Annotated in this window: 32 protein-coding genes and 2 pseudogenes; 26 read left to right on the top strand and 8 right to left on the bottom strand. The window is 42.4% G+C overall.

Annotated features, from left to right (window positions below; all coding sequences use genetic code 11):
* Nucleotides 1-814 precede the first annotated feature (814 nt).
* From W03_RS12725 to W03_RS12745, 5 genes are all read right to left on the bottom strand, one after another.
* Complete coding sequence (locus W03_RS12725; RefSeq protein WP_110341141.1) at nt 815-1,099, bottom strand: ribbon-helix-helix domain-containing protein; 285 nt, start codon at nt 1,097-1,099, stop codon at nt 815-817.
* Nucleotides 1,100-1,165: 66 nt separating this feature from the next.
* Entirely contained in the window at nt 1,166-1,795 is a 630-nt protein-coding gene (locus tag W03_RS12730) for a ParA family protein (RefSeq protein WP_107803760.1), read from the bottom strand.
* 185 nt (nt 1,796-1,980) lie between these two features.
* Nucleotides 1,981-2,328: a KfrB domain-containing protein gene (locus W03_RS12735; RefSeq protein WP_107803761.1), complete on the bottom strand. Its 348-nt coding sequence runs from the start codon at nt 2,326-2,328 to the stop codon at nt 1,981-1,983.
* 817 nt (nt 2,329-3,145) lie between these two features.
* The gene (locus W03_RS12740) at nt 3,146-4,174 is read right to left on the bottom strand and encodes a hypothetical protein (RefSeq protein ID WP_107803762.1); all 1,029 of its coding nucleotides are present in this window, start codon (nt 4,172-4,174) and stop codon (nt 3,146-3,148) included.
* Between the two features lie 177 nt (nt 4,175-4,351).
* Nucleotides 4,352-5,218 (bottom strand): ParB/RepB/Spo0J family partition protein, encoded by an 867-nt coding sequence (locus tag W03_RS12745; RefSeq protein WP_107803763.1) that lies wholly within the window; start codon nt 5,216-5,218, stop codon nt 4,352-4,354.
* Between the two features lie 337 nt (nt 5,219-5,555).
* On the opposite strand from W03_RS12745, the gene W03_RS12750 reads away from it, so the two are divergent.
* The 25 genes and pseudogenes from W03_RS12750 to W03_RS12870 all read left to right on the top strand — a co-directional run bounded on the left by W03_RS12750 (nt 5,556) and on the right by W03_RS12870 (nt 23,566).
* Entirely contained in the window at nt 5,556-5,882 is a 327-nt protein-coding gene (locus tag W03_RS12750) for a helix-turn-helix domain-containing protein (protein ID WP_244073769.1), read from the top strand.
* Nucleotides 5,883-5,947: 65 nt separating this feature from the next.
* On the top strand, nt 5,948-6,910 hold the full coding sequence (gene trbB, locus W03_RS12755; RefSeq protein ID WP_244073770.1) for a P-type conjugative transfer ATPase TrbB: 963 nt from the start codon (nt 5,948-5,950) through the stop codon (nt 6,908-6,910).
* Nucleotides 6,911-6,941: 31 nt separating this feature from the next.
* A complete protein-coding gene (locus W03_RS12760; protein WP_244073793.1) occupies nt 6,942-7,364 on the top strand; it encodes a TrbC/VirB2 family protein in 423 nt (140 codons plus the stop codon).
* 2 nt (nt 7,365-7,366) lie between these two features.
* Nucleotides 7,367-7,678: a conjugal transfer protein TrbD gene (locus W03_RS12765; RefSeq protein WP_244073771.1), complete on the top strand. Its 312-nt coding sequence runs from the start codon at nt 7,367-7,369 to the stop codon at nt 7,676-7,678.
* Nucleotides 7,675-10,209 (top strand): VirB4 family type IV secretion/conjugal transfer ATPase, encoded by a 2,535-nt coding sequence (locus W03_RS12770; RefSeq protein ID WP_244073772.1) that lies wholly within the window; start codon nt 7,675-7,677, stop codon nt 10,207-10,209. The genes W03_RS12765 and W03_RS12770 overlap by 4 nt, the downstream gene beginning before the upstream one ends.
* The gene (locus tag W03_RS12775; RefSeq protein ID WP_244073773.1) at nt 10,206-10,961 is read left to right on the top strand and encodes a VirB8/TrbF family protein; all 756 of its coding nucleotides are present in this window, start codon (nt 10,206-10,208) and stop codon (nt 10,959-10,961) included. The genes W03_RS12770 and W03_RS12775 overlap by 4 nt, the downstream gene beginning before the upstream one ends.
* 12 nt (nt 10,962-10,973) lie before the next feature.
* Entirely contained in the window at nt 10,974-11,885 is a 912-nt protein-coding gene (gene trbG, locus W03_RS12780; RefSeq protein ID WP_244073774.1) for a P-type conjugative transfer protein TrbG, read from the top strand.
* Between the two features lies 1 nt (nt 11,886).
* Nucleotides 11,887-12,324 (top strand): conjugal transfer protein TrbH, encoded by a 438-nt coding sequence (locus W03_RS12785; protein ID WP_244073775.1) that lies wholly within the window; start codon nt 11,887-11,889, stop codon nt 12,322-12,324.
* A 3-nt stretch (nt 12,325-12,327) separates the two neighbouring features.
* Nucleotides 12,328-13,695 carry a TrbI/VirB10 family protein gene (locus W03_RS12790; protein WP_244073776.1) on the top strand — a complete coding sequence of 456 codons (1,368 nt, stop codon included), beginning with the start codon at nt 12,328-12,330 and terminating at the stop codon, nt 13,693-13,695.
* Nucleotides 13,696-13,713: 18 nt separating this feature from the next.
* On the top strand, nt 13,714-14,511 hold the full coding sequence (gene trbJ / locus W03_RS12795) for a P-type conjugative transfer protein TrbJ (RefSeq protein WP_244073777.1): 798 nt from the start codon (nt 13,714-13,716) through the stop codon (nt 14,509-14,511).
* A 21-nt stretch (nt 14,512-14,532) separates the two neighbouring features.
* Nucleotides 14,533-14,727 carry a hypothetical protein gene (locus W03_RS12800; RefSeq protein WP_244073778.1) on the top strand — a complete coding sequence of 65 codons (195 nt, stop codon included), beginning with the start codon at nt 14,533-14,535 and terminating at the stop codon, nt 14,725-14,727.
* A 36-nt stretch (nt 14,728-14,763) separates the two neighbouring features.
* Entirely contained in the window at nt 14,764-15,906 is a 1,143-nt protein-coding gene (trbL, locus tag W03_RS12805; protein WP_244073779.1) for a P-type conjugative transfer protein TrbL, read from the top strand.
* Nucleotides 15,907-15,932: 26 nt separating this feature from the next.
* Nucleotides 15,933-16,661: an OmpA family protein gene (locus tag W03_RS12810; protein WP_244073780.1), complete on the top strand. Its 729-nt coding sequence runs from the start codon at nt 15,933-15,935 to the stop codon at nt 16,659-16,661.
* Nucleotides 16,662-16,667: 6 nt separating this feature from the next.
* Complete coding sequence (locus W03_RS12815; protein WP_244073781.1) at nt 16,668-17,108, top strand: transglycosylase SLT domain-containing protein; 441 nt, start codon at nt 16,668-16,670, stop codon at nt 17,106-17,108.
* Between the two features lie 137 nt (nt 17,109-17,245).
* A complete protein-coding gene (locus W03_RS12820; RefSeq protein ID WP_244073782.1) occupies nt 17,246-17,575 on the top strand; it encodes a KfrB domain-containing protein in 330 nt (109 codons plus the stop codon).
* A gap of 97 nt (nt 17,576-17,672) precedes the next feature.
* A pseudogene (locus W03_RS12825) lies at nt 17,673-17,786 on the top strand (conjugal transfer protein TraD); the annotation flags it as partial.
* Nucleotides 17,787-17,820: 34 nt separating this feature from the next.
* A complete protein-coding gene (locus W03_RS12830) occupies nt 17,821-20,103 on the top strand; it encodes a zincin-like metallopeptidase domain-containing protein (RefSeq protein ID WP_244073783.1) in 2,283 nt (760 codons plus the stop codon).
* 134 nt (nt 20,104-20,237) lie between these two features.
* A complete protein-coding gene (locus tag W03_RS12835; RefSeq protein WP_244073784.1) occupies nt 20,238-20,618 on the top strand; it encodes a type II toxin-antitoxin system RelE/ParE family toxin in 381 nt (126 codons plus the stop codon).
* Nucleotides 20,605-20,919, top strand: coding sequence for a DNA-binding transcriptional regulator (locus W03_RS12840; RefSeq protein ID WP_090541825.1), 315 nt, complete (start codon nt 20,605-20,607; stop codon nt 20,917-20,919). Before W03_RS12835 ends, W03_RS12840 begins: the two co-directional genes overlap by 14 nt.
* A 56-nt stretch (nt 20,920-20,975) precedes the next feature.
* Nucleotides 20,976-21,152 (top strand): hypothetical protein, encoded by a 177-nt coding sequence (locus W03_RS12845; protein ID WP_244073785.1) that lies wholly within the window; start codon nt 20,976-20,978, stop codon nt 21,150-21,152.
* Nucleotides 21,153-21,186: 34 nt separating this feature from the next.
* A complete protein-coding gene (locus W03_RS12850) occupies nt 21,187-21,471 on the top strand; it encodes a type II toxin-antitoxin system RelE/ParE family toxin (RefSeq protein ID WP_279600101.1) in 285 nt (94 codons plus the stop codon).
* Between the two features lie 16 nt (nt 21,472-21,487).
* On the top strand, nt 21,488-21,820 hold the full coding sequence (locus W03_RS12855) for a HigA family addiction module antitoxin (RefSeq protein WP_244073786.1): 333 nt from the start codon (nt 21,488-21,490) through the stop codon (nt 21,818-21,820).
* A 415-nt stretch (nt 21,821-22,235) separates the two neighbouring features.
* A complete protein-coding gene (locus tag W03_RS12860; protein WP_244073787.1) occupies nt 22,236-22,517 on the top strand; it encodes an antibiotic biosynthesis monooxygenase in 282 nt (93 codons plus the stop codon).
* Nucleotides 22,518-23,006: 489 nt separating this feature from the next.
* Complete coding sequence (locus W03_RS12865; RefSeq protein ID WP_244073788.1) at nt 23,007-23,258, top strand: type II toxin-antitoxin system CcdA family antitoxin; 252 nt, start codon at nt 23,007-23,009, stop codon at nt 23,256-23,258.
* The gene (locus tag W03_RS12870; RefSeq protein WP_279600102.1) at nt 23,258-23,566 is read left to right on the top strand and encodes a CcdB family protein; all 309 of its coding nucleotides are present in this window, start codon (nt 23,258-23,260) and stop codon (nt 23,564-23,566) included. Before W03_RS12865 ends, W03_RS12870 begins: the two co-directional genes overlap by 1 nt.
* A gap of 113 nt (nt 23,567-23,679) precedes the next feature.
* On the opposite strand, the gene W03_RS12875 is transcribed toward W03_RS12870, so the two are convergent.
* Both W03_RS12875 and W03_RS12880 read right to left on the bottom strand, forming a co-directional pair.
* The gene (locus W03_RS12875) at nt 23,680-24,102 is read right to left on the bottom strand and encodes a PIN domain-containing protein (protein ID WP_279600103.1); all 423 of its coding nucleotides are present in this window, start codon (nt 24,100-24,102) and stop codon (nt 23,680-23,682) included.
* Nucleotides 24,099-24,314, bottom strand: a complete 216-nt coding sequence (locus tag W03_RS12880) for an AbrB/MazE/SpoVT family DNA-binding domain-containing protein (protein ID WP_244073791.1) — start codon at nt 24,312-24,314, stop codon at nt 24,099-24,101. The genes W03_RS12875 and W03_RS12880 overlap by 4 nt, the downstream gene beginning before the upstream one ends.
* A gap of 437 nt (nt 24,315-24,751) precedes the next feature.
* Between W03_RS12880 and W03_RS12885 the strand changes: the two genes are divergently transcribed.
* Nucleotides 24,752-25,405 carry a hypothetical protein gene (locus tag W03_RS12885; protein ID WP_244073792.1) on the top strand — a complete coding sequence of 218 codons (654 nt, stop codon included), beginning with the start codon at nt 24,752-24,754 and terminating at the stop codon, nt 25,403-25,405.
* A gap of 101 nt (nt 25,406-25,506) precedes the next feature.
* Here the strand turns inward: W03_RS12885 and W03_RS12890 are convergent.
* A pseudogene (locus W03_RS12890) lies at nt 25,507-25,942 on the bottom strand (ISKra4 family transposase); the annotation flags it as partial.
* Nucleotides 25,943-26,124 lie beyond the last annotated feature (182 nt).

The following is a 26,124-nucleotide window of genomic DNA, read 5'->3' on the forward strand; positions in this document are numbered from 1 at the left end:
AGCATAAATAGTTTGACTCGCTTCAATAAAGCACCCCACCGCAAGTAGCGAGGAATTAAACCCGAAAGAGAAATTAAACAGATAGACAACGATCCTGCACACGGTAATTCTAATGTTAATGAACTGGAGGTATCGTCACTACTGATAGAAAGTTATAAGTAAGAACACCTTTCTATAGGATCATTAATGCAACTTGTGTTCAAGTGTTCATTATATATAGTGTGCACACATTTTATATATATAAAATTTTTTTATGATTAGAGGATAACAAATTTGCTCTACGCGCGCTGCACCTATCCCCGCGGCAAGACCTCTGGGAATTGCAAGTTAAACGAAAGGAAATTTTTTATGTTTGTCTGCTAATAAACCCGTTGATTCAGCTTGACTCAAAATCAAAAAAATTAATAAATCAGAAACGACTCATCCATTAAGGCACAGTAACCATAGCAATGATGCTTCCGTAATCGAACTAGTCGTCTCAGCCATACGCTAATTATCGAAAAATTTAATACTATTAATTGAATGTGTTCATATGTTCGTTCGTTCATGTGATAATTCGTGCAATAGTTCATGTGTGCACACTATATATTATGAACATATGAACACACCAACTGTTTATATTAAGGAAAAATAGGAAGTTTTTATAATAAAAATATTTAAATGCTATAGGGTCTAAACAGCGCTTAAATTCGTAAAGTGCGGTACTAAATAAATAAAAATGTATATCGTGTTCATATTATAACGTGTGCACACTTCAACACATGAATACATGAATACATGAATACATGAATACATGAATACATGCACATTATGTCTAGCTTACAGTTTTTTGTGTAATTGTCGGTTTTTGACGGCTATGAAAGAGCATATCAATTGCTTCGGCTAGTAAAACTTGAACAGATGAATTTTCATCTAAAGCAATTTGACGTAATTGCTTTGATACTTCTGGAGAAAAATAACCTCCCACGTGTTTAGTATTTTTACGTGAAGGTCGATCGTGTAGGGAAGGTGCATTACTAGTAGCTCTTGTGCCTGATATTGGTTCGACACGTTCATTAGCAGAACGCCCTTTTAAAGCTGTTGCAAATTTATTGGTCATGTTCTTATGGTCCTTCCATTTAATTTCTCTTCGGGTTTAATTCCTCGCTGCTTGCAGTGGGGTGCTTTATTGATTCATCTTGTTCAATTGTGCACACATGAATGTGTGCAAATTTGCCGTTTCTTTTGCGGCTTTACCATAACACTCAAACTCCTGTGCAGTTAATCCAGTAATCAATGATCGGGCAAAGGCAATACGATTAACAAGCTGAATAGGGCATACTTCCACATTTAACTCTCCGATTGCTTCCATTGCTTCCTCTGCTTCTTGTCCCTGTGGCGCAACGGCATTCATCACAACGAAAATTGGCGTGCCTGTGGTTTGAACAAGCGCAAGAGTATTTGAAATCGCCTCCATATCGAAAATAGCAGGGCGACAAGGAATAAGTACAAGATCAGCCACCTTGGCAGCCTCTAAAGCTGCGCTATCAGAGTGAGGTGCAGTATCAAGAAAAAGTCTTTGTCCTCCGGTTTCTTTCACACGCCGTATTTCATTATGTAAACGGCTAGCATGAGCTGATAGCACTACAGGCAATTCTTTTTCACGGCGATCCGCCCATTTTGTTGCAGAAGCTTGTGGATCGAGATCGATTAGGGCAGTATTTAATCCTGAATTTGAAGATGCAACTGCTAAATGTAAGGCAATGGTTGTTTTCCCTGAGCCTCCTTTTTGACTAATGATAGCAATAGTTTCCATGGTAATCTCACACGTTAGATTGATCACACTGAAATGTGTGCACACATGATATTATGCATGTGTTCTTATATTTTGTAATATATAAATAATATTGATTAGAAATTAATAAATTTGCCCCGCGGTGAATTGCGAGTTAAATAATTTTATTTAAGGGTGAGGAAGGAAGAATAGAATTCACTAAATGGTTATTTAATTTTTTGGCTAAGTGTTTTTGAAACTTCACTTGTACTTGTTTTGTTGTTTTCATATTTGATATTTATCATTAAGCCTGTTTCTGGGATTTGGTCAAAAAAGCTTAGATCATGTTTTATATATTGCAATCCATTTTTTTGATAAAGCACATTCTCTTTTTTATCGATATGAATGACTTCGCCAATGTTATCTTTTGATGGGTCTGCATCAACAGCGTTATATAAATTATATATACCGGGCTTGATGCCTATAGCTTTGCTTACATTGACAGTTTTCCACTCGCCTGTGGAATCATTTTGAGTTAATTTTTGTCCGTTCATAACAAGTAATCTTTTTTTCATAGTGTCAAATGACCTTCACTTTCATGAATAGTTAATCCAGACAACGAAAGTTGTATTTTTCTTTTATTTCTTGGCGTTAATTTTTTTAGATTTAAAATCATTTTGTATTTTAGGTGGGGGACTAAATGCAACTAGAATTGATTTCTAGCAGATTATTAAGCTGTAAAGAATATCGGTTGATGGTATCCCATTCACTGTGCGCTTAAATCGTCTTAAATGTGCCTTAAATTGTTTGAGCAAGGATTATTTTATATAACGAAGCTGTGATTTGTAATATTGTTTTTGATATAAACAGGCTAATGGTATTTTAATTAATTAAGCGGGGTGGATGGTTAGCTTCACCGGGCTTAATTAATATGTTTGTCGACAGTTACGATTAATATATTAATATGAATAAAAGAAGAAAAGAATAAGAAGTTATCCACAGGTTAAATACTATCTAATATCAATTAGTTATAAGGATAATAATGGTTTATCTGTGGGTTAAAACTATAACCTAGTGTTTAAAAGATTGGGAGAAGTTAAATTTTTAAACTTATGTGTGAGTTGGAACTATAACTTTTTAGCTGATGTGTGAGCTGTAACTATATCTTTTTAGTTTAGGTGTGGGTTAGAACTATAACTTTTTAACTTATGTGTGAGCTGAAACTATATCTTTTAGTATCTATGTGAGTTAAAACTATAACTAAGTGTGAGTCAAAACTATATGATATGTGGGTTAAAGCTATAACATATGTGAGTCAAAACTATATCATATGTGGGTTAAAGCTATAACATGTATGAGTCAAAATAAGAGTTATGTATAGATTAATTATTCCTATGCTTTTTTGATAATGCGAATGTTTGATTTTTGTGCTATTGTTTTTGTATCGGTGGCACGCTTATTAGAAGCTATTTGTTCGCTAATGAATTGTGGAGCTGCTTTAATTGTGTATTTTACGTCTGAAATAGTACGGCCTGTTTTACGCTCATCTATTTGAAGGCACTGAATAATTCCTTTTTGTTGTAATTCATTAAAAGCAGATAGTATTTTTCTTCTGTTATCAATTTCTCGTGTTTGTTGCAACAAGCCACTTGTTTGTTTTATATCTGAATACATACATGAATATTCAGTTATGGGACTGGCTTGGGTAAAACGGTTTATGAGCCGCTTGTAAATCCATCTAGTTAATTGTTCATTACAACTCATTAAGCGGTCATAGTTAAATTGACGATAGTCAAGATTGTTTATACTGTGGCTAATGAAGAGTGGAAGTCTTGCGATGTGATGTGTATCAGTAGATGCCAAGTATTCATTACGACCCACTGTAACAAGGTCTTGAAGGATGTTTCCATTCCAAATTTCTTTATTGTTTTTTGAAAGAGTGATGTTGCATTTACTCATTACTTCTATAGCATGTTTTATTTGATCAAGATCACGTGTTCGGCCCCTTATTTTAAGTTCTTTTTGTAGCATTCCCAAAGTAAACTTAACCCAGCTTTCTATTTTTTCAGGGTCATGAATCGCATATTGTTGATCACTAAATATCTTCTTTAGAGCCTCTTCTATGAGTTCTTCTGTAACGCCAGGGAAATAAGCTTTATAGCCTCGGTTCTTTTGCTCGATTAATGCGGGCTGAATAGAAACAGAGTATTCGTTGCCGTTTTCCTTATATGTCCATTTATAAGGTTTTGCTAATCCATCAATAGTACGCAGTTTTTCTGCTTGTTTAGTTGTAAAGAAATACTTCGGTATACGTTCCCATAATTCAACAGTATTTGAGACTTGACTTAAATCATTGGTTACAAAATGAGAAAATAAATCAAGCTGCAAACTTTTTATTGGATCTTTTGGTGGTTTCTTCATTGGGGGTCTGTGGGTATTTGATGTATTAGATTGGCTATAAATTATCGGCGAGTTAAGCATGTCTTACTACCTCTTTGACCTAGAAAATAAGTTAAAACTTTAATTCAGAGCTCTATAACAAATAAATATTTATATATCGGTTATTTATTAGTTTTAAATATCTTATATATCTTTTTATTATTTTGCAAAGTTAACTAATTTATCTAGTAAAGTTGATAGATGTGTTCGTTCCTGTATTGTCAGACTATCAAGAGCTTTAGCTGATATATCATTTTGTGTTTCAATTTTTTCATGAAACTGGCCTAAAAGAGTTAGTAATTTATCGTTGGAGTAATGGGGTGGTGGGTTTGTTTTCTTTTTGCTATTTAGAATTTTAGTATCTGGATTGCTTGTAGTCTGAGTAATTTGTTTCTCTTCTGTTTTAATGAATTGGCGTAAAAGTTTGACGGAGCCGCGTGTTATTTCTTGTTCTGAATTATTTAACCATTCAATTACAATTTCAGGAGCTTCTTTAAACGCATTAACAAGGCTATTTATTACTATTACATCTTGCGTTCTCCCGGCATTAAATATAGTTGCAATTGTTTTTGGTAAATTTAGGAGTGTGTAGTGTTGTGATACAAATCCGGGAGATTTACCAATCATCTTCGAAATTTCTACATTTTTAAATCCTTTGGAATATTGATAACCAATAAAATCAGCAATTTCTCTTGGTGTTAAAGCATCTCGTTGTAGGTTTTCAATCATTTGATCAACTTTAGAGTAATCGGTGTCTATAAAAGCCGGGATTGTTTTTTTCTTGGCGAGTATAGATGCTCGAAAGCGTCTGGCGCCGTGATTTATAATAAAGCGGCCTTCTATTTGGGGGTGAGGATGTACTGAAATTGGGGTTTTCACACCACGAAGACGGATAGTGTCTGAAAGTTCTTGTAAGGTCACGGGATCAAATTCAGTACGTGGCTGGTTAGGATCTTCATCAATCAAGCTTAAATCAAGCTCTAATGAACTTACCTTAATAAGGCTATTTTTAGTGCTGTAATTCATTATCTTTTGGTATTTTTTCTAGAATTTATAAGGATAAAATTATCAATACAGATTTATTACTTTATAAACCGGAAGCACCTAAATTAATTCTTTGCTATATCAGTTATTCTCTCCTAGAAAACATAAAGATATCATTGTATCTTTATGGATATATAAGTTAAAGTTAAATGTAATACAAAAAATTATTGAATCAATATTCAAAAGCTGATTCTTTAACAGGATAAACATTAACCCATATGGCGAGTACTAACCGAATCAAGTCAAACGCAGGGAGAAAGTAAGCTTGTACAACCAGATATTTTTAACAAATGTAATACGAGTACTGGATGAGTTAAACATGACAAAAATAGAGTTGGCTGAAAAAGCTAATATCTCACTATCTTTTTTGTCTGACCTGACAAAAGATAGGGCCAACCCGTCATTAAGAATTATGGAGGCTATTGCAAATGCTCTGGAAACACCACTTCCTATCCTTTTAGAGCAAACAAATCTTTCTGAAGCAGAAATGAAAGAACTTATGAGCGTGACACCAAAATCAAACTTACCAGAAGGGCTATTACACGTGTGTGGGACACTCACGAAGTTTCAAGCTTATCAGGTTCGAATTTGGGACACGGAAAATAAAAAGCAGGTATTAACCCGTAAAAAAAGAAAAGTAAAATAGTAGTTGCATTAATTAGTATCTCGTTATATTGTTAATTAAGTTTAACGAATAAACGGGATATATCCATGTTAGATTCTGAAGATAGTTGCGCGACGCTGAAAGACAGAGCCAAGCGAAAGCTGGATCGAGACATGGGACCATTACTAATCAATGCGCTGAATGATCCCCAAACGGTTGAACTAATGGTCAACGCCGATGGCCGCGTCTGGCTTGAAAAACTGGGTGAGACAATGGCGTGTATCGGTGATCTGCGGCCAGCCCAGGCCGAAGCCATTATCAAAACAGTCGCCGGATACCACAGCAAAGAAGTCACCAAGCTAAAACCCATTATTGAAGGCGAGTTTCCACTCGATGGTTCTCGTTTCGCCGGACAACTTCCCCCCATAGTGTCATCCCCAACATTCGCTATCCGCAAAAAAGCGGTTGCGATATTCACGCTAGAACAATACGTTGAGCAAAGAATGATGACGGTTAAGCAATGCCAGAAAATCAAATCTGCCGTTGCAGAACATCGCAACATCCTTGTTGTGGGTGGCACCGGCTCCGGTAAAACCACACTGGTTAATGCAATCATCAATGAAATGGTCAACCATGATCCGTCTGAGCGGATTTTCATCATTGAAGATACCGGGGAGATTCAATGTGCTGCAGAGAATTTTGTGCAATACCACACGTCATTAGATGTTTCGATGACCCAACTACTCAAAACCACCTGGCGTATGCGTCCAGATCGAATACTGGTAGGGGAGGTGAGGGGTGAGGAAGCACTGGATTTACTCGATGCCTGGAATACAGGCCATGAAGGTGGAGCGGCCACACTACACGCCAATGATGCACTTTCAGGACTAACCAGATTAAATTCATTAATTACACGTAACAAATCAGCACCTGCGGATATTGATGCACTAATCGGAGAAGTTGTGCATTTGGTCGTGCATATACTTCGCACACCAACGGGACGTCGTATTCAGGAAATCATAGAAGTTGATGGTCACAGGCGGGGTAGTTTCCGCATCAAAAAATTCTAAATCAAAAAAGAGGTATTCAATGAAATATGCCATGGCACTGGAAAACTCGAAAGTTTCTGTTCTCAAAAACTCATTAATCGTATTAATTCTGTTTCTATTGTTTGTTCCGGAGCTAGCGCTTGCATCAGTGGGTGGCGGCGGTGCATTACCGTATGAAACCTGGCTTGTGAGTCTCAGAAATTCAGTTACTGGTCCCGTTGCTTTTACGCTCTCCATTGTCGGCATTGTTGTTGCCGGTGGTATTTTGATCTTTGGTGGCGAACTAAACGCATTTTTCAGAACATTGATTTTTATTGTCTTGGTCATGGCGCTATTGATCGGCGCACAAAACATCATGACCAATCTGTTTGGTGGTGCTGTCATTTCATCTGGAGGCGAGGTATTACAACTCACGCTAGAATCGACTGACGAATTGATTACGCCAGAAAGTAACACAAGTGAGGGCAGGGGATAGCCATGTCCTTGCGCTTAACGCAGATCAGGCAATCCGCGAATCGCCCCAATCTTTTTATGGGTGGTGATAGGGAACTTGTCATGTTCTCCGGATTGTTGGCTTTTGCGTTGATATTCAGTGCATTTGAATTCAAGGCATTTGTATTTGGAACCACCTTATGGGTTTTTGCCTTATTTGCATTGCGCCTGATGGCAAAGAATGACCCGCTGTTACGCAAGGTGTATTTGCGGCACCGTAAATACAGAACCTATTATGCGGCACGTAGTACGCCTTTCTACGAAAACACAAAGTCACAAGGGAAACAATACCGATGATAGAGAGCGTAATTTTCTTTTTCTCCGGCAGCGGGATGGTGATGTTATTCATTTTGTTTATGCGTATTAACGTAGTCGGGAGCAAATCAAAATTAGTTAAGCATCGCTCTAAAGAACCCGGTTTTGTTGACCTGCTTATTTATGCGTCTGTAGTTGATGAGGGTGTGATTGTCGGCAAAGATGGGTCGCTCATGGCGGCGTGGGCCTATCAAGGCGTAGACTCGAATAGCAGCACGGAAGCTGAACGCGACCAAGTATCCTTACAAATTAATCATGCTTTATCACGTATGGGTTCCGGTTGGATGATCCATATTGATGCTGTTCGTAAACCCGCCCCCGGTTATTCCGCCAAAGATGATTCGCATTTCCCGGATCCTGTCTCAGCAGCCATTGATGAAGAACGGCGTGAATTTTTTGAGCGTGTGGGCACGTTATACGAAAGTAATTATGTGATAACAGCCACCTATTTACCGCCGCTACTGGCACAACAGAAGTTTGTTGAACTGATGTTTGATGACGAGGGTGTACCGGTTGACTCCAAAACCAGAACAATAGCCTTGCTTAACCATTTTAAGCGCGAATGCGCGAATATTGAATCACATCTATCCAGTGTTTTCAGGATGAAGCGGTTGAAGGGTAAAACGATAACCAAAGAAGATAATTCGTCTGTTAATTATGATGCTTTTCTACGCTGGATTCAATTTTGCATCAGTGGCCTTGATCATCCAGTGATTCTACCCAAAAATCCAATCTATCTGGATGCGCTATTAAGTGGTCAGGAGTTTTGGGGTGGGGTAGTACCTAAAATCGGACAGAATTTCATACAAGTCGTATCCATTGAGGGTTTTCCGCTGGCATCTTCACCAGGACTCATTAATTCGCTAGCTGATTTGCCTTGTTTATACCGTTGGTCAACGCGCTTCATTTTCATGGATACACACGAGGCGGTCGGCCACCTGGAGAAGTTCAGTAAAAAATGGAAACAAAAGATTCGCAGCTTCTTTGATCAAGTATTTAATTCGCATAGCAGTAATGTCGATCAAAACGCCATAAATATGGTTAGTGACGCACAAGCTGCAATTGCTGAGACAAATAGCGGCGAAGTGGCACAAGGTTACTATACCAGTGTGGTTGTGTTGATGAGTGAGAGCCGAGGGGATTTAGAGGCTTCCGCACGACAAGTGGCCAAAGCAATTAATCATTTGGGATTTGCCGCTCGAATTGAATCAATCAACACGATAGATGCGTACTTGGGCAGCTTGCCTGGACATGGTGTTGAGAATGTACGCCGCCCGCTATTAAACACAATGAATCTGGCTGATTTGATGCCGAGCAATACAGTATGGCCGGGAAAGAATGAAGCGCCTTGTCCGATGTATCCGCCAATGGCTCCGCCACTCATGCACTGTACTACCCAAGGCGCTACGCCGTTTCGGCTAAACCTGCATGTGCGAGATTTGGGTCATACCTTCATGTTTGGCCCAACCGGTGCGGGTAAATCAACGCATTTGGCCCTCATAGCTGCGCAACTGCGGCGCTACGAGGGCATGTCCATCTATTGTTTTGATAAGGGCATGTCAATGTATCCGCTGACCAAAGCAGTTGGCGGCAAGCATTTTTCCGTTGCCGCAGATGATGATTCTCTGGCGTTTTGCCCCCTTCAATTTCTGGAAACAAAAGGTGATCGTGCATGGGCGCTGGAATGGATTAGCACCATCATCGAACTGAACAACAGTACGATTACACCAGCGCAACGTAATGAAATCAGTAACGCCATCAGCAGTATGCACAGAAGTGGTGCAAAAACCTTATCTGAGTTTGTGGTAACGATTCAGGATGACTCCATCCGTGATGTACTGGCGCAGTACACGATTGATGGCATGATGGGTCATTTGCTGGATGCAGAAAATGACGGGTTAACCCTGTCGTCATTCACAACATTCGAGATCGAGGAACTAATGAACCTGGGTCAGAAATATGCATTGCCAACCCTTTTATATCTGTTTAGACGCATTGAACGTGACTTACACGGCCAACCGGCGGCAATCATACTGGATGAAGCTTGGCTTATGTTGGGTCATGCTGCGTTTCGTGAAAAAATCCGTGAATGGCTAAAAGTCATGCGTAAAGCGAATTGTTTCGTGTTGATGGCAACGCAAAGCTTATCCGATGCAGCCAACAGCGGCATTCTAGATGTGATTGTGGAATCCACCGCAACAAAGATATTCCTACCGAACGTACACGCGCGTGATCAGGATACTGCGGCGTTATATCGACGCATGGGACTGAATTCCCGCCAGATTGGAATCATTGCATCGGCGGTTGCTAAGCGCCAATATTATTATGTATCAGAAGATGGCAGAAGGCTCTACGACTTGGCATTAGGCAAACTAGCTTTAGCCTTTGTCGGCTCATCAGATAAAGAATCAATTGCCACAATCAAGCAGTTGGTCGCAAAACATGGCGACAAATGGGTCAAGGAATGGCTGGATATTAAAGGACTGAAATTAAATAATGAGGCCATGTCATGAAGTCAATACAAGCACTACTTAATCTTAATCCTAAAAATGCACGATTAGCTGATGAATTCATAGAGGGTGGCCGCCGCGAAGGGGAAAATGAGAATCCTTATTTATCGGGGCGGCGCTCGTGGAATGATCACATGGAATCTGTGGCTGCATCGCGCAATATGTGGCAGATACTGGCAATACTTTCACTGATGATCACACTAGCAGCCGTTGGGGGGATTATCCATATCGGCAGCCAGTCGAAGTTCATTCCCTACGTGGTACGAATTGATAACCTGGGGGAGGCGATAGCCGTGTCACGGGCAGACATGGCGGCACCGGCTGATCCTCGGGTTATTCACGCATCGGTCGCTTCGTTTATTAATGATTTGCGGATGGTAACACCTGACATTGCCCTACAGCGCCGCGCAATTTTTCGGGCATACGCCATGCTCTCATCGGATGATCCGGCAACCGCCAAAACCAACGTTTGGCTAAACGGCACGGATACGAGTAGCCCATTCAAACGCGCCGCGAATGAGACTGTGAATATTGAGATTGTCTCGGTTATTCCGCAAAGCCCCGAAACCTGGCAGGTGATCTGGAGAGAATTGGTTTATGACCGTCAAGGGCATCCCAAAGAACCCCCCTTCATAATGCGCGCGCTTTTGACTATCTATAGCATTGATTCAACTGCAAATACAACTGAGGAACAAATTCGCAATAACCCGCTCGGCATCTATGTTCGGGATTATTCTTGGGCAAAGCAAATATAAAAAGGAATGATAATGAAATACGCTCGATATGCACTTATTACTCTCTATATTAGTTTGCTTCCTTCTGTTGTTTTAGCGGTAGGCAGTAATTTTCCTGATTCCTATTTTGCAAAAGACAATCCTCAATTAACACCACAGGAAAGAGCTTCAATTGAAATAGCCAAGAAATGGCAACAATCCAGCGCCACGGGAATCAAGCCGGTCGCTGGACCCGATGGCACCATCCGGTTTTTGTTTGGTGCGCAACAACCTAGCATTGTCTGCGCGGTGTTGCAGGTTTGCGATATTCAATTACAGCCCGGCGAACAAGTGAATTCTATTCACCTAGGCGATCAAGTGCGTTGGCAAGTCGAACCGGCAATAACAGGCCGTGCCGCGTTCGAAGTACAACATTTGATTGTGAAGCCCCTCGATGTCGGACTGGAAACATCACTGGTTGTGACTACCGACCGGCGTACTTATCATATGCGGCTCAGATCCCATCGGCAGGAATTTATGCCGCGCGTCGCTTTTATTTATCCCGAAGATGCACAGGCAAAATGGGATGCCGTCAAAATGAGAGAGAACCACGCAATGGAGATTAAATCATCTCGAACAATACCCTCGACGGGAGAGTATTTAGGCGATCTGGATTTTTTGTATAGCGTGTCTGGATCCGCAGCCTGGAAGCCACTGCGCGTCTATAACGATGGCAAGAAAACAATTATTCAGATGCCGACAACCTTTTCGCAAAAAGAAGCGCCGGTTTTGATGGTGGTGCGTAAAGAAGGTGGCTTGTTCTCACAAGACACAGAGGTAATGGTTAATTACCGCTTGCAGCATGACCGGTACATTGTGGATGCGGTTTTTGATAAAGCGTATCTGATTGCGGGTGTAGGCAGCGATCAAAGCCGGGTGACGATCACCAAAACACAAGGAAATTAAAATGTTCCGGTTATCAATGCTTGTTTTGATATTCATTCTGACTGGTTGTGCAACAACACAATTTGGCAATTTTGTGGCGCATAACGATGAGGCTCACAACAAAAGTATAGCCAGTGATGTGACAGGGCAACTAATACAGCTTTATCCACCGGCCAGCACGCAATTTAATATGCAACATCCAACGGTAGATTCATTGGGTGATGCTTTAGTAGATAATTTGCGAGCTGGCGGCTATGCCATCCATGAACATAAAAAATCAAACCTTAACAAGTCAACGGATACACCTACATCGGATGGTATGACGCTTGGATATGTTTTTGACCAAATGGACGGCTTATACCGTCTCACAGTCTTTGTTGATCAGCATGTTCTAACTCGCGCGTATATTTTCAATGAGAGCACAATAAACCCGGCAGGTTACTGGGTTCGTAAGGAGTAAGTTATGAGTATGTCTGCTGACGCATCTCCTGAAACCATATCGTCATCTGGCGTGCGCCGGGTCAACAACCTTCCGATTTATATTGTTGTCGGTATCATGCTGGTTTTTTTATTAATCATGATGGTTGTAGCAATAAATCGCTCAGAACCACAAGACTCAAACAATACCGAAGAAAGCAAAAAAGCTGGATCAAGCAATATGCTGGCCGCGTTTATTACGGGCGAATACAAGGATGGCTTCATTGAACCGGAAAGACCGGCACCCACAGAACCTGCCCTGGACTTGCCGCCAGAAATCATGATTGCACGCCCCAGTAATCTTGATTTACCCCCATTACCACCAGTGAACAGTCTCGAAAGAGATCCCGCTTCAGAGCATATTCGTATGATGAAGTTGCAACTATTTGAGCAAGCGGTAAAAGCAAAAACCAATGTGGCTATGGAAGCACCAAGAAGTGCTGGTTCATCTTCACCTCCATCCGCCAACTATACTCCTTCTGGCGTAACACCCAGCAGGAAAGAAGCATTGGCACGAATAGCAGCAGTCAGACAGCAAGTCGATGCACAAGCAAAAGATGATCCTGCTGCTGCCTATCTTGCGCGATTACAACAAATCAAGGACAGTGGGCATATCGGTGGCCGCGATGGTTTGGATGATTCAGCGCCAGAATTAATTGATGCGGATTCAAAAAGACCTGATAACAATTATGCAAACTTTGATGCAACAGGGCAGGGGAGTCGTTGGAAACTGGACAGCAAGCCAGCAGCACCCGAAACACCGTATAGCCTACTGAACGGATTTGTAATACCGGCTGTGCTTATCTCCGGTATTAATTCAGAACTGCCCGGCCAAATCATGGCGCAAGTCAGTCAGGACATTTATGACACACCCGTAGGCCGTTGGCGCTTGATACCTCAAGGCGCTCGTCTGGTCGGGAGTTATTCCAGTGATGTTGCCTATGGTCAATCGCGTGTATTGGTTGCATGGCAACGGATTATTTTTCCTGACGGCAAGACAATGGATATTGGTGCGATGCCGGGAGCTGATGGTATCGGTCAAGCGGGATTCAAAGATCAAGTCAATAATCATTATTTGCGAATATTCGGATCGGCATTATTGATGTCAGCCGTGATAGCAGGAGCCACGTACAGCCAGCGTGATGCTGGGGGAGGGGGCGTATTCGGGCGGCAAAATGCCGGTAGCATATTGAGTCAGTCGCTAGGCCAGCAACTTGGGCAAGCGACCACGCGGCTAATGATGAAAAATCTGAATATTGCGCCAACACTAGAGATACGCCCAGGTTTTAGATTCAATGTCATTGTTACCAAAGACATGGTCTTTTCTAAACCGTATCAATCATTTGATTATTAACGAAAGGAGTGATCTAACATGATAAACAGAAGAAATCTAACCGCCCTGTGGATAGCAATCCTGTTCGTAATGGGGAGTGCCGGTCATTCATCAAACATTAGAGCAGGGGGTATGGCTGTTATTGATATGGCGAATATTAAACAGACTTCGATTACCGCTTATGAGAATGTAGAGATGCGACTCAAACAGATTGATCAGTATCGGACGCAATTGCAGCAATATGAAAACATGCTCCGCAACACGGTAGCGCCAGCAGCTTATGTCTGGGCAAAAGCGGAATATACGATGAATCGATTAGTTCAAGCGTCCAATACACTTAAATATTATCAAGATCAGGGCGGCGTAGAGAACTATTTAAACAGGTACAGGAACGCCAGTTATTACAGTGGTTCTCCCTGTTTTAATTTGGGCGGCAACTGCACAGATACAGCCTGGGATTTGATAAAACAAGGGCAGAACACCAGCACCAACGCGCAAAAAAGCGCCAATGATGCGTCATTACGGGGCTTGGAAATACATCAAGATGGGGCGCCCCTCGATGCCGCGCATTTACAATTACTGCAATCACGGGCAGAAACAGCAGGAGGGCAGCTGGAGGCGATTCAGTACGCCAATCAACTGGCTGCTTACCAGTCAAACCAACTTTTACAATTGCGAACCATGATGATTGCACAATTTAACGCAGAGAATGCCAAAAATCAGGCGCTTGTAGACAAAGAAGCGATAAATCAAGCTGCACATCAGGCCGCAACCAAACGGCTTAGTCCGGTTAACTTTCCAGCGGCAAAAATCTGGAATGTCAGAGACGCATTTTAACTTAAACCAAAGGACACAATTATGAAAACTAATCAAACAATCATTATTGCGATGACTGCGGTATTACTTCTAACCTTGGCTGGTTGTCAGGAACCCAAGGGATATTTGGAGCTTAAAGAACCTAAACCGGAACTTAGAGGAGACGCAATACGCTGGACTGTGAAAGGCCCAGTTGATGCATCAGGTAATCCGATTGTACTTGAAGAAGTAAAGTAGCAATTTAAGAATCCAATTAATTAGAGGACCAAGCCTGTGAATAAATCAACTCTATGTCTTTTGTTTAGTGCCTTGGGTCTGATGCTGCTCTCAACTGCTGCATTTGCTGAGTTGGCCTATATTGATCCAGTAACCAATCAAAGTGTACTTGATCAGGTTGCGCAAAAGTTTCTAATTAAAGCCAAAGGCTGGCACACCATTTTAGAGGGCGCAGCGATACGTTTGTTTTGGACGCTGGTGTTAATTTCCATGGTGTGGACGTTTGGCATGATGGCATTACGCAAAGCGGACATTGGTGATTTTTTTGCTGAATTCACCCGTTTCATCATATTCACAGGTTTTTTCTTCTGGTTATTAACCAACGCTGTATCAGGACAAAACATTGCCGGATCAATTATCGAATCCATGCAGATGTTGGGTAATAAGGCATCCGGGCTAACCGGATCAGGACACGGCAATATTATTGAGGTAGCTATCAAAATTTGGTATCTATTCCTCCAGAGTGCATCTGTCTGGAACCCCATTGACAGCCTTATTGGTTTCGTCCTTTCACTCATTATTGTAATCATTCTGACGGTCGTCGCAGTCAACATGTTATTGCTGCTGATTTCGTCATGGGTGCTTCTGTATGCGGGAATTTTCTTTTTGGGTTTCGGCGGGGCGCGTTGGACAACTGATTTCGCGATCAATTATTACAAGACAGTATTAGGCATTGGTATCCAGCTGCTGGCCATGACGTTGATTGTTGGGATTGGTGGCGATTTTCTGACTAATTATTATGGAAAAATGAGTAAAACCATCATGAACTTTGAAGAATTGGGAGTCATGTTAATTTTTGCTGTTGCCTTTTATTTCCTGGTTTCAAAGCTACCGCCCATGCTGGCCGGAATTATTACGGGTAGCAGTATTAATGCAGGAGGGGTCGGAAACTATAGCGGTGGTCAGGTAGTGGGTGCAGCAGCAGCCACGATGGCTGTTGCCAGTATGGGCGCGACTTATTTAGCGGAAGGCGCGCGTCAAATGGCTGCTGCTTCATCAACTGCTGCCGATGCGGCAAAGTCTATCAATACATCCGGCGGAACACCATTTGCTACACCGAATCCGGATGGAAGCGCACAAACTGTATCCCATGATCCGTGGGAGGTGCCTGATGATCATCTTACAAGGAAACCAAAGTGATGAATAAACTTAATGAGGAGGCTGTTATGGTTAACAAATCAATTCTTCCTGCCATCGTGCTTGTACTTATACTGGGTGGCTGTGCCAATATGAGCGAATCACAGCAAAGCACAACAAAAGGCACGGCAATGGGTACTGGCGCGGGTGCTGCGGTTGGTGCCATTATCGGTGCCATAGCAGGAGACCCGGCTCTTGGTGCAGGAATTGGTGCGGGTGTCGGCGCAGTGGGTGGCTATATCTGGTCTAATCGGATGGAAGAACAAAAAAAGAAAATGGAAGCGGCTACCGAAGGCACAAAAGTTTCTGTTACTCAAACAGCCGACAATCAATTAAAACTCAATGTTCCCAGTGATATTTCTTTTGATACCGGGCAATCCACCATAAAACCTGAGATGCATCCAGTACTCAATAGCCTGGCCGCAGGACTTAAGAGTAATTCAAACTCCCAGGCGACCATTATTGGTTATACCGATGATACCGGCAATGATTCCATTAATAACCCCTTATCGGTGAACCGTGCTGCCAGCACACGTGCGTATCTGGTTAGTCAGGGTATTGACTCCAATCGTATCAGTATTGATGGTCGGGGTGCATCAGAACCGGTGGCAGCCAACACTTCTCCTGAAAATAGGGCAAAGAATCGTCGTGTAGAGATTTTCGTGAAAGAGCCACAACAACCACAACCACAACAGCGACAACAAGAACTGCCGCAGCACCAAGAACAGCAACAATATATTCAACAACCGGCCTATTAATCCATAATGGATTTGCCACCCGATCAGCAAGAAAGAATCGTTTGCTCAATCACGGCGGCCATAAAGTATGAAATACCGGCCAATATACTTTTGGCCGTTGCGGAAAAAGAAGGGGGAAAACCGGGGCAATGGGTGAGTAACCGCAATGGAACGCATGATGTGGGTTCAATGCAATTCAATACGGCCTACCTGGGCGATTTAGCCCGATACGGGATCACATCCAATGATGTCGCACAACCCGGTTGCTATCCCTATGATCTGGCAGCTTGGCGAATACGTCTGCATATCAAGCAAGATAAAGGCGATTTGTGGACAAAAGCGGCCAATTATCATTCGCGTACTCCAAAAGTTAATGCAAAGTATCGGGCTGACTTGATGGCTAAAGCCGCTAAATGGGCGGATTGGCTGGAAAATCGTTTCATGACAGCGGACAACCAGAAAAAATAAGTTACTAACAAATTCCGTGGATAGAACTGTGAATAACCGGCCTATGTCACGCAACGATAATGTTATTTAGCCGTGCCTAAATGACAGGCAAAATCCTATGAATCCTTTGTGGGAATAGACCAGGAATGAAACAGAGAATGATCGTAATGAATGGGTTTCGAATTTTGCAAAGCCACAATGGCCAGGGATGGGAAACTGTGGGCACAATAAAGAAGGTTGAGAAGGGTATTGTGGCGGGTGTTTATAACCTGTTTTTGTCAAAAGAAGCTGAAGCAAACAATACCGTTTATGAAGGAATTATTCTTTATATAGATAAAGAAAAAGAAATTGTTTATCAAAAGGTAGATAAAGAATTTATCACACACAAACTGAAACCATTTAAAACCAAACCAACCATTGGCAAGAATGTTTCTATTCGGTACGACAATAACCAATTAAATCTAACCTTAGAAAATCATTGCCTATAGATTTCTTACAGGAGTAAGTGACATGAATAAGACAAAAAATGGGATAAATGGGATGTCGGTGGAAAACCTGAAGATCATGGACGAGATCATAGATGCGAAGCTTCAGGACGCTGAAATACCAGGCTTTCAAGCTGAATTTGATCCGATGGAAGCTGAAAGGATTGGGGCCTTTGAGGAAGATGCTCTGAGCGAGCAAGATGCACTGGATAGCGTGATAGATCAACAAGCATAGGGGTTAATGCGTGATGGAAAAAATCAAAAAGACTTTTCATGAGCAAATAGCCGAAAATTTGATTGAGCAACTAAAGAAGGGCACTGCACCTTGGCAAAAGCCGTGGCAGCCAGGAGATCCACTTCTAACATTACCGAATAACCCAACAACAGGCAAAAACTACAAGGGCATTAATGTGTTGCAATTGATGTGTCAGGGGCGCACTGATCCGCGCTGGCTGACGTACAAGCAGGCAGTAAACTTTGGCGCACAGGTTCGTAAAGGTGAAAAAAGCACACTGGTGCAGCATTGGAAATTTGCGGATGAACGCATCAAAAAAGATGACAACGGCAATCCTGTTCTGGATAGCGAGGGTAGGCAAATTAAAGAACAGGTAAAACTTGAGCGTCCGAGAGTATTTTATGCATCCGTATTCAATGCTGAACAGATTGATAACTTGCCCAAGCTTGAAATTAAAGCTCCCGATTGGGAGCCGCTGGATCGTGCCGAACAAATATTGCAACAATCCAATGCCGCCATCCATCATGGTGAAAATGATCGCGCATTTTACCGGCCATCAACGGACAGCATTCATTTGCCGCATAAGCACCAGTTTTCAGCACCGGAACACTATTACGCAACGGCACTACATGAACTGGGACATTGGAGTGGATCAGAGACACGTCTGAATCGTGATCTCTCTCATCCATTTGGAAGTGAAGGCTATGCAAAAGAAGAATTGCGCGCTGAGATTGCCAGTATGTTGCTAGGGGGAGAATTGGGCATTGGTCATGATCCAGAACAACATGCTGCTTATGTGGGTTCATGGATCAAGGTATTGGAAGAAGACCCGAAAGAGATTTTTAGAGCGGCGGCTGATGCTGAAAAAATCAAGGATTACGTACTATCATTCTCACAGCAACAGGAAATTGTTGATCAGGAGGAAATCACGATGGATCAGACCAGCCAGCAGAATAATGATGCAGACTCACGTAAATACCTATTTGTTCCTTATGCAGAAAAAGATCTGGCGAAAGCCGCTGGTGCTTGCTGGGATAACACGGCCAAAGCCTGGTATGTAGGGCCAGAAGCGGATATTCGCACCTTGCAGCGTTGGCTGCCTGAGAATGTTTCCGGACAGCAGGATCCCGCTATGTCGCCTGAAGCTGAATTTGCCGACTTACTGCGCTCTCACGGTTGCGTTGTTGACGACAATCATCCGCTAATGGATGGCAGCAAACACAGAGTCAAGGTTATCGGTGACAAGCCCGGTGAAAAATCCGGGTTTTATGTGGCACATCTGGATGGGCATCCTGCCGGATATTTCAAGAATAATCGGTCAGGGCTTGAGACACGCTGGAAGGCCAAAGGATATTCCTTAACTGACGAACAAAAAACGGTGCTTGTGACAAAGGCCGCCATCAAGCAGCAAAGTAGAAAAACCGAGCAACACGAGCAGCAATTGAAAGTTGCGGAAGCTATCAAGGAATTACTGGCAATCGCACCACTTGCAGATTCTGAGCATCCTTACCTATTGGATAAGAATGCACGGCCAGGTGATTTGAGAATCGTACCTGAGAATGCAGATGCTTTGCCCGCTGATTCTATGATTAAAATTGGTAAAGACTGGAAGGAAGCCAAGGCATTACGTGAAGAAAACCCAGGCAGCATCGTTTTAACAGCCGGTGATTTGTTGCTACCGGCAGAAGACATCAATGGACAAACCTGGACAGTGCAAACGATACAACCGGGTGGTGCCAAGTTTTTTGTAACAGGTAGCAAAAAAGAAAGCAATTTTCATGTGGTTGATAGTGAATATCGGGGGTTGGCTGCACTCGATGCTGTGACGGCGATTGTGATCGCAGAAGGTTACGCGACCGCAGATACCTTATCGCAAGCCTTAAGTTGTCCGGTTGTGGCTGCATTTGATTCGGGCAATCTGCTTAAAGTCGCTCAAGTTTTGCAAAAAAAATACCCGGAGAAACCTATTGTTATCGCCGGTGATGATGATTTAACACAGGAATCAATAAATGGCAAAAATCCAGGTAAGGAAAAAGCAATGGAAGCCGCCCAGCTGGTGAATGGCGCTGTAGTTCTTCCCATTTTTGCACCCGGTGAGCAAATGTCACAACAATTAAGTGACTTTAATGATCTGGCTAATAAAAGCGTGTTGGGTATTGAAGCAGTCAAACGTCAGGTCGGATCGGTTGTTGAAAAAGTATCTCAGCAGGCTAAACAGGACAGTTTATTGAGGTTACAAGCCCCTATTGAACCTAAGCAGCAGGAAATCAAGCAAAAACGGGCATTGATCAGGTAATATAAATCCGCTGCTATTTCTTTAGGTGACATCCCCATTGGAATATACGAAGGCACTCAAAATGATTTGTGTTATAGGTTTCAGCTTGCTATATATATCACTGAGTGCTATATTGCATTTAAGGCAGATACAGGATGACAATATACAAGACACGATGGTTTGCTCGTTGGGCAAACAAACAAGGATTGACCTCGCCCAGTCTTTGCGCAGCTGTGCGCGAGATGACTGAGGGACTGTATGACGCCGACCTCGGCAACGGGCTGCTGAAAAAACGAATTGCGCGACCAGGGCAAGGAAAGAGAAGCGGCTTTCGCACATTGGTCGCCACCAACAAAGGAAACTGTTGGATATTCTTATTTGGCTTCCCAAAGAACGAACGTAGCAACATCGACAAAGATGAAGAAGTAGCGCTAAAGCTGTTGGCTGCTCACCTGCTATCACTGACAGCGCATGCGCTCGATAAAGCACAACATGCGGGAGAATTAATGGAGGTTAATTGCGATGCGCAAGACTAAATCAACCATTCTTGAGGCTGTACATGACACGGCCAAGGGTTTACACAAAGCCGGCGTGCTGGATCAAGTTACGCTGCGTGAATTCGATCGATTGTGCTTGCCGCCTATTGAACCGTTGGGACCGGAGCAGATAAAACAAATTCGCGAAGCCACACGAGTCAGTCAGGCGGTGTTTGCTGCCATACTAAACACAAGTGTTTCGACAGTACAAAAATGGGAAATCGGACAGAAACGGCCAACTGGTACCGCTCTTAAGTTGCTACATCTTGTGCAAAAGCGCGGTCTGGAAGCTGTCGTCTGATCGGTTTAATTTCCTTCTCTTGCAGCAATCTATGTACTTACGCAGCAGGGACACCGATGTGCGGTGGTATTGAATACCAGGATCAGAAGATTTATTTCCCGCAGCCAGGGGCGTGTTTACCTGTGCGGCTACGAGATGGTAATGTTACCTGGGTAACGTGGGGCAGACGCAAGGATGAAGCCACCGGTAAATTTCCGAATGGCGGCTGGGCACTATTAGATATTTATCTTTGACGTACATCGTCAATATGGTGTAAATTGACAATCAATGATTATTGATTATTACGATAAGAAAACAGAAGCCTTTGCGGCAGGGAAGTTTGTTAAGGCTTTTCAAGGCTTCGAACAGCAGGCTGAAAGACGACTGGCCGTCCTGGATGCGGCAACTTGCCTCAATGATCTTAAACAATTAGCTAGTAACCGCCTTGAAGCTCTCGGTGGTGACCGGCAGGGGCAATTTAGTATCCGAGTTAACATACAATGGCGTATTTGTTTTAAATGGCCGGATGGATCACCAGGGCCAAGTCGTGTTGAGATAACGGACTACCATTAAGAGAAGGAGCAAAAATATGTTGAAACGTGCAGCCCATCCGGGAGTAATTCTTAAAGAAGAACTGGCAGAAACAGGGGTAACTCTCACAGAATTGGCCAGACAAATTGATGTGCCAGCCAACCGAATGAGCCAGATCATCAACGGCAAGCGCTCGATCACTGGTGACACAGCCCTAAGGTTAGGTCATTGGTTCAATACAGAACCTCAATTCTGGATGAACTTACAAGCTCAGTTTGATCTTGTGTCTGCTGATAGAAATGCGGGGGATGAGATTAAAGCTTTACCAACTGCGGCATCTATCGCACAAAATAAAAAACAAGGAGTAGGGCAGGGCATACAATCAACCTAATTCTCAGTTCTGAGATAATAGAATAATTTGATTCCTTGAGAAGGAAAACATATTCTAAAGTGAGCGAGGTCTGATTTTGTGGACTGGCAAATTGATGATATTTTGTCGACTTGTTAGGAGAAGCCATGAAACGAGTACCGCGCCGTTTGCTTACAGAAGAATTTAAGAAAGAGGCCATAAAGTTAGTTGAAGAGCAGCATTTCACTATAGTGGAATGCTGGCAGGCAATTAATTAGATATTGATCCTAAATCCATACGTACATGGATAGCCCAATCTGAGCGTGGTGAACTTAAATGTGCACTCTTACAAGCTTACGGGGGATCAACAGCGCATTCGTGAAGTTGAACGAGAATTAGCGATTGCTAGGATGGAGCGTGACATATTAAAAAAAGCACCCCCCCCTTTGGAGCTCGCATGCAATACGTTTTAATCATTCATGAAGTTGAATCTTATCCGGCATGGAAAGCCATTTTTGATCAAGCAGTGGACATTAGAAAAAGCGCTGGAGAAATCAGCTACCAATTATTGCGATACGATAACGACGCAAACAACATTGTCCACTTCTCGGCATGGTCATCACTGGATAATGCACGGCGTTTCTTCGAATCCCCCGAGTTGGTGGAAATCAGAAAAAAGGCTGGCGTAAAAGCGCCCGATTTTATCTATCTACAAGAAATAGAGCGTGATGTACTATAGCCCTAACATTACGCTCAAGCGGGACGCGCCTTTTCGTGGTGGTTCTTAAGGTTTGTTGTTTTTTCCAGATTCGGTAGTTACGCTAATCTTCCGTGAAAGGTGCGCCACTTAGCTTTACGTTAAAAAATCGCCTTTTCTATTCTGATTTAATAAGCCCACAAGACGTGTTTAGCTCCTATTTTTCTTAGCGATGTTTTTTTCATAAACTCTATTATGACCTCCCCCTCAAAAATTCCGATGGTCCCGGCTTACAACTCCGGATACGCCGCGTACCAGCGGATGCAGACCAGAATCACCTCAATCGGAAATCGCATTCCTTTTACAACCAGTTTGTAGCCTTACCATTTTTTCGATGTCAGCAGTCTACACGAATGTATCGATGATCTTGCTTAATGCGACAGAACCCTCGTAACTATGCGGTTAATTGACGCCCATACTGTATATCGGATATGCTTGTAGTTATAGTGTAATTATAAGGGCATGTATATTATGCACATATCATCGAAACAGAATGTTTCAAAACGTCGTCCTGTCAATTTGACTATTCGAGAAGATTTGCTGGAGAGCGCAAAGTCTCTTAATCTTAATACATCTAAGGCAGCAGAGGCGGGTATAGAAGACGCAATTAAAGAAATCCAAACCAGTAAATGGCTAGAATCAAACAAAGAAGCTCTTTTAGCTCATAATTTAAGGGTGGAAAAAGAAGGCACATTATTAAAACCTGATTGGATACCTGAATAGTGGCACGGTTTGATGTTTATGAATATAAGAGTAAGTCAGTTCCATTCGTATTGGATGTGCAAGCGGATTTATTATCTGATCTTATGACATGCATTGTTGTACCGTTGGTTCCTGAATTTACAGCCAGGAATGAGATTGCTTCCAAGCTAAAACCTGTTATTCAGATTCGAGAGGAAAACTATATTTTAATGACAACAGACATAGCTGCTATCAAAAGAAAATCACTTGGAAAGTTCGTTATAAATATTGAGAAAAATCATCGCGCGGATATTATTGAAGCGATTGATTTTCTATTTCAAGGATTCTGATTCTTTGATAGCTGGTTGATTATTAACGCTATTACTATTTAACATAAAAAAGATTATCGGCAATTGGAAACATACCATTAACAGACTGATTAATAATACTTAACTAATCTAGTTTACAAATTTCTGGCATTTTTTAATTGTGTTACCGCTTTATCAAAACTGTAAAAAGCTGACAATGAAGAGCCGATATCCTCTGCGACAGAGTGCGATTTGTTGGCAATGAGTGAATCGGCAAAATCGAGTTCTTTGCCAATTACTATCTTGGCTTCTTCATAATCGCACAGTGAAGACCAAATCACCTGGGAGTTCTCAAAGATAAAAGCGCCATCACTTATCAAGCCGCGCACAACAACACATACAGCGGCTTTGTCTAGGTTATATCGTTTGCCAGTTAGTGTCCACACTGTCTCAGCTAAAACAACATCTGTAATCAATACAGGGCATTTATTTTTAATTAAGCTTTTTGCCTTTGCATGTTGAACTGCATCGTCTGCCAATAGATACCGAAGTAACACATTGGTATCTATTGAAATCATTCAAAATTGTTCTGTCTTGACTGAACATCGCTGACAGCATGGTTTATTTTGGTTCCCTTTAATAGACCCGCTGCCACACCAACCTCTTTTTTAATGATATTAAATTGATTTCCATGACGAAAAATTTCCACTTCATCACCTGGCTGGATGCCTAGTTCTTCACAATCGGCTACGGGTAATGTAATTTGTCTTTTCGCACTTACTCTTGGCATCGCAAACCTCCGCAGTCTTTACTAGAGTTGCATTCTACTTTACTTATCGTAATTAGTAAAACTTAATCCTCAAGGGGTCAGATTTACTAAAACTGATCTTAAGATGCCGTGCACAGCACCAAAATCTTAGGCATGAAGGGCGCATACGCGCTTGTTACTCTGAAAAAAAGGAAATGTACTGGCATGGAAGCATATACTGCTTCATGGAGAATACGATCTTAGCCGCGAAAATATCCATGATGACTTTGGTCTCGCAGACCCCAAAATTATAACTTTAACGACATCAAGACCCACATAGATTATATTCTGTTTCATAGACGCTTCTCCTTCAGTTATTAGTGCTCGGTGGATAATAGCACTTTGAGGTTCCATTCTTGATGGTAGCCCTCGGTTTAGAGTAGGATGGAGCATCTATATCTTCTATACCCGAGGAAAAAATGAGATTACTTATTTTACTGCTGAGTTCCATGTTTTTTGTGGGTTGTGCTGCGCCCATCGTAAAAGTGGATATTCCAAATATCAAGGAGTCGGATGCGGCCAATGTTGCTGACCTTAGGCCGGCATCAGAAAAAGAGAACAAAATATTTAGCCTGGCAATAACCAGTGAGGCTTATGGCACTTATCGCCGTGGGGACGCACGCTTAAATCCGCCTGTAACTCGCATACTCCAACACAGGGCTTACGAAAAATTTAATGCAACTGGAGAGATACCAAAAATAAAAATACACCACTTGGTTGTCTATGCGAACCTGAAGTCAGAGCTGCGTCGAGATGTAACTGGTGGATTTTTGGGTGGACTAATTGGTGCAGGAATCGCATCAGCAACACAGAAGAATGTGGTTGATGGTATTGCCTCAGTTATGAGCGAAGAGGAGTTTCGATCGTTAGGTGATGAAGAATACAAGCGCACACTATATACGGAAAAAGAAAATCCTAATAAAGCCAGTGTTTTTATTGTCTATTTGGATGCGGAAGTTAATGGAAAGCGCACTGTTGTAAAAACAATGACGCCAACCAAGCTCGCGGATGGAAAAAATCCTCACCTTGCCGCTGTTGAAACAGCGATAGCGTATTTCCTGCAGCAATATTAATTTAGATCCCCCCGGCTTCGCCGACCCCGACCCCGACCCCCTTTTCAACGGGGGTTATTATTCAAGAGCATAAAAAAGCGGGGGGGGTATTTATAAATAATTCAGGCCGCCTTTTTCATTTTTGGTATCGGTCTATCGACGCTGTTCACAATCTTCAATTCAGGATACCAGCGTTCAAAGTGACGGTGTAAGTCGTTGTTGAGCACAGCTGTTCTCGTTTGCAACAGATAATGTTGCACCTTTATGCGTCCATTGCATTTGCTGCTTTTTAACCATTCGCTTAGCGACGACTTCGTTAATCGTCGACTCCATAAAACTGGTCGAAATCGCTTCGCCATAGCGCCACTTCTCGCCGTAATTCGGAATCAAACGTTGATTATTTCGAATGTAGATGTCCAATTCGTCTAGGTGTTTTAGAAATTTCTTTCGGTTTGTATAGCGAATTGCTCGATCATCAATGATCACTACGCAATCCTCGATTCGGTCTAGTGCTCTTTCAACATTGCCATGCCAAAGGTGCCATTTGGTGCTTTCTAAGTGTCAATCAGCGTTGAAAACTTTCCAGGCATCAGCTTTCTGACCTGTTCCTAACTAGAGCTTACTCAGAAATTCAGCAATCAGATATGCACTGCCAAGTAAGAATTCCGGTTTGAGCTGAATTGGCAAGCACGGGCAAACCGAATTTCTCTGGGCCTGCACTTTTTTGTCACCCAAAATAC

This window comes from Nitrosomonas sp. PY1, from assembly GCF_022836435.1.
GTDB lineage: Bacteria > Pseudomonadota > Gammaproteobacteria > Burkholderiales > Nitrosomonadaceae > Nitrosomonas.